3 rRNA genes are annotated in these 5,514 nt (G+C 56.2%); all 3 read left to right on the top strand.

The features are described from left to right. The first annotated feature begins 207 nt into the window (after positions 1-207). Positions 208-1,725 (top strand): 16S ribosomal RNA (locus tag H5397_RS16975). A gap of 375 nt (positions 1,726-2,100) precedes the next feature. Then, positions 2,101-5,207: ribosomal RNA gene (locus tag H5397_RS16980) — 23S ribosomal RNA — on the top strand. Positions 5,208-5,337: 130 nt separating this feature from the next. Continuing rightward, a 5S ribosomal RNA gene (gene rrf / locus H5397_RS16985) occupies positions 5,338-5,454 on the top strand. Together the 16S, 23S and 5S rRNA genes form the textbook arrangement of a ribosomal RNA operon. Positions 5,455-5,514: the final 60 nt, after the last annotated feature.

Genomic DNA, 5,514 nt, shown 5'->3' on the forward strand with positions numbered 1-5,514 from the left:
GTGTGTGTCGGAAGTTTGAGAACTCAACAGCGTGCTTAGGTCAATGCCAGTGACCTTCAACTGTTTTTGGATGGTTGTTGGTTGTTGTTTTGCACACTTGAACCTTTTGGTTTCTTGTGTGTCCTCGTTGCCGCCCACTTGTGGTGGGTGGTTTCTTTGAGATGAGTATGAACTAACCTATTTGGTTGGGGTTTGCTTTCTATTTTTTCGATGGAGAGTTTGATCCTGGCTCAGGACGAACGCTGGCGGCGTGCTTAACACATGCAAGTCGAACGGATCACCTTTGCTTCGGTTTTGGTGGTTAGTGGCGAACGGGTGAGTAACACGTGAGCAACCTGCCCTTCACTGGGGGATAACTGTGGGAAACTTCAGCTAATACCGCATGTACACCTTCTATCGCATGGTGGTTGGTGGAAAGTTTTTTCGGTGGGAGATGGGCTCGCGGCCTATCAGCTTGTTGGTGGGGTAATGGCCTACCAAGGCTTTGACGGGTAGCCGGCCTGAGAGGGCGACCGGCCACACTGGGACTGAGATACGGCCCAGACTCCTACGGGAGGCAGCAGTGGGGAATATTGCACAATGGACGGAAGTCTGATGCAGCAACGCCGCGTGCGGGATGACGGCCTTCGGGTTGTAAACCGCTTTCACCAGGGGCGAATTTGACGGTACCTGGAGAAGAAGCACCGGCTAACTACGTGCCAGCAGCCGCGGTGATACGTAGGGTGCGAGCGTTGTCCGGATTTATTGGGCGTAAAGAGCTCGTAGGTGGTTTGTTGCGTCGGGAGTGAAAACACGCAGCTTAACTGTGTGCTTGCTTTCGATACGGGCAGACTTGAGGGATGTAGGGGAGAACGGAATTCCTGGTGGAGCGGTGGAATGCGCAGATATCAGGAGGAACACCGGTGGCGAAGGCGGTTCTCTGGACATTTCCTGACGCTGAGGAGCGAAAGCGTGGGGAGCAAACAGGCTTAGATACCCTGGTAGTCCACGCCGTAAACGGTGGGCACTAGGTGTGGGGGACATTCCACGTTCTCCGTGCCGTAGCTAACGCATTAAGTGCCCCGCCTGGGGAGTACGGCCGCAAGGCTAAAACTCAAAGGAATTGACGGGGGCCCGCACAAGCGGCGGAGCATGCGGATTAATTCGATGCAACGCGAAGAACCTTACCTGGGTTTGACATGCACCAGACGACAGCAGAGATGTTGTTTCCTTCGGGCTGGTGTGCAGGTGGTGCATGGCTGTCGTCAGCTCGTGTCGTGAGATGTTGGGTTAAGTCCCGCAACGAGCGCAACCCTCGTCCTATGTTGCCAGCGGGTCATGCCGGGAACTCATGGGAGACTGCCGGGGTCAACTCGGAGGAAGGTGGGGATGACGTCAAGTCATCATGCCCCTTATGTCCAGGGCTTCACGCATGCTACAATGGCTGGTACAAAGTGTTGCGATCCTGTGAGGGTGAGCGAATCACGTAAAGCCAGTCTCAGTTCGGATTGGGGTCTGCAACTCGACCCCATGAAGTCGGAGTCGCTAGTAATCGCAGATCAGCATTGCTGCGGTGAATACGTTCCCGGGCCTTGTACACACCGCCCGTCAAGTCATGAAAGTCGGTAACACCCGAAGCCGGTGGCCCAACCCTTGTGGGGGGAGCCGTCGAAGGTGGGATCGGTAATTAGGACTAAGTCGTAACAAGGTAGCCGTACCGGAAGGTGCGGCTGGATCACCTCCTTTCTAGGGAGCCCTTCTACCCACGGTCTTCACTGGGCCGGGGTGACTGCGTTCACACCCGAGTGTGGTGTGCGTGGTGGGGTGACTGAATTGTGGAAGGCATTGACCGAGTCGGATCCTGGTTGGGGTTCGAGTGTCTAGTACTGCCCCGGTGGGGTGTGGAACGGGCTCGGGCATCTGAGGAGGGTGTGGCGGTGGCACGTTGTTGGGTTCTGGGGCTTCCGCCACGATGGTGGTGGGGTCGCAACACGATGACGCCAGGCGGTGCGCGCTCCTGTGGGGGTGTGTGTTGGTTGGTGTTTGTTTGTTGTTTGAGAATTGTATAGTGGACGCGAGCATCTTTTGTAGTTTATTTTGTTGTTGATCGTTTTGATTTGGTGACAAGCTACTAAGGGCGATCGGTGGATGCCTTGGCATCAAGAGCCGATGAAGGACGTTGTAACCTGCGATAAGCCATGGGGAGCTGGTAAACGAGCTTTGATCCGTGGATCTCCGAATAGGGAAACCTCGAATGTCCGGAGTTGTGTCCGGCGACCTCATCCTGAATGTATAGGGGTGTTGGAGGGAACGTGGGGAAGTGAAACATCTCAGTACCCACAGGAAGAGAAAACAATTGTGATTCCGTGAGTAGTGGCGAGCGAAAGCGGAACAGGCCAAACCTGGTGTGTGTGATAGCTGGCAGGCGTTGCATGCTGGGGGTTGCGGGGCCGACCTGGGAGAGCTGCTGGTCTCCCGGCGAGTGATAAAGGGAATGCGAAGCTGAACAGCCTGGGATGGTTGGCCAGAGTGCGTGATAGCCGTGTAGGCGTATGTGTTCCCCTCGTGGTCGTTACCCCAAGTAGCACGGAACCCCTGAAATTCTGTGTGAATCTGGCGGGACCACCCGTCAAGCCTAAATACTCCTTGATGACCGATAGCGGACAAGTACCGTGAGGGAAAGGTGAAAAGTACCCCGGGAGGGGAGTGAAATAGTACCTGAAACCGGTCGCCTACAATCCGTCGGAGCCCTGCAATGGGGTGACGGCGTGCCTTTTGAAGAATGAGCCTGCGAGTCAGTGCTCGGTGGCGAGGTTAACCCGTGTGGGGGAGCCGTAGCGAAAGCGAGTCCGAATAGGGCGTTTTTGAGTCGCCGGGTCTGGACCCGAAGCGAAGTGATCTATCCATGGCCAGGGTGAAGCGACGGTAAGACGTCGTGGAGGCCCGAACCCACTTGGGTTGAAAACCGAGGGGATGAGCTGTGGATAGGGGTGAAAGGCCAATCAAACTTCGTGATAGCTGGTTCTCCCCGAAATGCATTTAGGTGCAGCGTCGCCTGTTTCTTGCCGGAGGTAGAGCACTGGATGGTCTAGGGGGCCCACAAGCTTACCGAAATCAGCCAAACTCCGAATGCCGGTAAGTGAAGGGCGGCAGTGAGACTGTGGGGGATAAGCTTCATAGTCGAGAGGGAAACAGCCCAGATCATCAGCTAAGGCCCCTAAGGGACTGCTAAGTGGAAAAGGATGTGGAGTTGCGAAGACAACCAGGAGGTTGGCTTGGAAGCAGCCATCCTTGAAAGAGTGCGTAATAGCTCACTGGTCAAGTGATTCTGCGCCGACAATGTAGCGGGGCTCAAGCAGTCCGCCGAAGCTGTGGCATCCACACGTGTACCTGACGTAAGTCCAGGTGTGTGGGTGGGTAGGGGAGCGTCGTGTGTGTGGTGAAGCATCAGGGTGACCGGGTGTGGAGTGCACACGAGTGAGAATGCAGGCATGAGTAGCGAATGACGGGTGGGAAACCCGTCCGCCGAATATCCAAGGGTTCCAGGGTCAAGCTAATCTGCCCTGGGTAAGTCGGGACCTAAGGCGAGGCCGACAGGCGTAGTCGATGGACAACCAGTTGATATTCTGGTACCGGCGAAGCAACGCCCGTGCCGAGGCCGGTGATACTAAGCACGCGAGACCACTCGTACATCCTTCGGGGTGTTGGGTGGTTGAGTCTGTGACCTGATCCGGTAGTAGGCAAGCTGCGGAGGGACGCAGGAAGGTAGCCCATCCCACGCGATGGTTGTCGTGGGCTAAGCGCGTAGGCCGGCACGTAGGCAAATCCGCGTGCCGTTCAGGCTGAGACGTGATGGCACTGCCACTTCGGTGGTGGTGTGGGTGATCCTATGCTGCCTAGAAAAGCTTCGTGAGCGAGTTGTGAGCCGCCCGTACCCCAAACCGACACAGGTGGATAGGTAGAGAATACCAAGGCGATCGAGAGAATCGTGGTGAAGGAACTCGGCAAAATACCCCCGTAACTTCGGGATAAGGGGGACCTGATCCGTCAACCCACTAGCTGGGGGCAGCGGTGAGGGTCGCAGAGACCAGGCCCAAGCGACTGTTTACTAAAAACACAGGTCCGTGCGAAGTTGAAAGACGATGTATACGGACTGACTCCTGCCCGGTGCTGGAAGGTTAAGGGGAACTGTTAGCGCAAGCGAAGCGGTGAACTTAAGCCCCAGTAAACGGCGGTGGTAACTATAACCATCCTAAGGTAGCGAAATTCCTTGTCGGGTAAGTTCCGACCTGCACGAATGGAGTAACGATTTGGGCGCTGTCTCCACCACGAACTCGGCGAAATTGCACTACGAGTAAAGATGCTCGTTACGCGCAGCAGGACGGAAAGACCCCGGGACCTTTACTATAGTTTGGTATTGGTGATCGGTACGACTTGTGTAGGATAGGTGGGAGACTGTGAAGCCGCCACGCCAGTGGGGGTGGAGTCATCGTTGAAATACCACTCTGGTCGTTCTGGTTATCTAACCTCGGGCCATGATCTGGTCCAGGGACAGTGCCTGATGGGTAGTTTGACTGGGGCGGTCGCCTCCCAAAAGGTAACGGAGGCGCCCAAAGGTTCCCTCAGCCTGGTTGGCAATCAGGTGTCGAGTGTAAGTGCACAAGGGAGCTTGACTGTGAGACAGACATGTCGAGCAGGGACGAAAGTCGGGACTAGTGATCTGACGGTGGCGTGTGGAAGCGCCGTCACTCAACGGATAAAAGGTACCCCGGGGATAACAGGCTGATCTTGCCCGAGCGTCCATAGCGACGGCATGGTTTGGCACCTCGATGTCGGCTCGTCGCATCCTGGGGCTGGAGTCGGTCCCAAGGGTTGGGCTGTTCGCCCATTAAAGCGGCACGCGAGCTGGGTTTAGAACGTCGTGAGACAGTTCGGTCCCTATCCGCTGCGCGCGTTAGAGTCTTGAGAAGGGCTGTCCTTAGTACGAGAGGACCGGGACGGACCAACCTCTGGTGTGCCAGTTGTCCTGCCAAGGGCACGGCTGGTTGGCTACGTTGGGAAATGATAACCGCTGAAAGCATCTAAGCGGGAAGCACGCTTCAAGATGAGGACTCTCACCACCATTGAGTGGGTAAGGCCCCCTACAGACCATGGGGTTGATAGGCCAGACGTGGAAGCACAGCAATGTGTGGAGCTGACTGGTACTAATAGGCCGAGGGCTTGTCACACCACCAAACAAGACAAGCAACCACAAAATGACTATTTGAGCTCTGCTCGCGTCCACTGTACGATATCCCAAACAACAAACATTGGGATCATCCCCCACACCCCAGGTGTGGGACGACAACACAAGAATGTTTCGGTGGCCATTGCGCAAGGGAAACGCCCGGTCCCATTCCGAACCCGGAAGCTAAGCCTTGCAGCGCCGATGGTACTGCACCCGAGGGGGTGTGGGAGAGTAGGACACCGCCGAACACACCCCCCAAAAGGGGGTGACCCAAGAAGGGCCCACACCACCAGGTGCGGGCCCTTCTT

The sequence above is a fragment of the Propioniciclava sp. MC1683 genome (assembly GCF_014164675.1).
In the GTDB taxonomy this organism is placed as follows: domain Bacteria; phylum Actinomycetota; class Actinomycetes; order Propionibacteriales; family Propionibacteriaceae; genus Propioniciclava.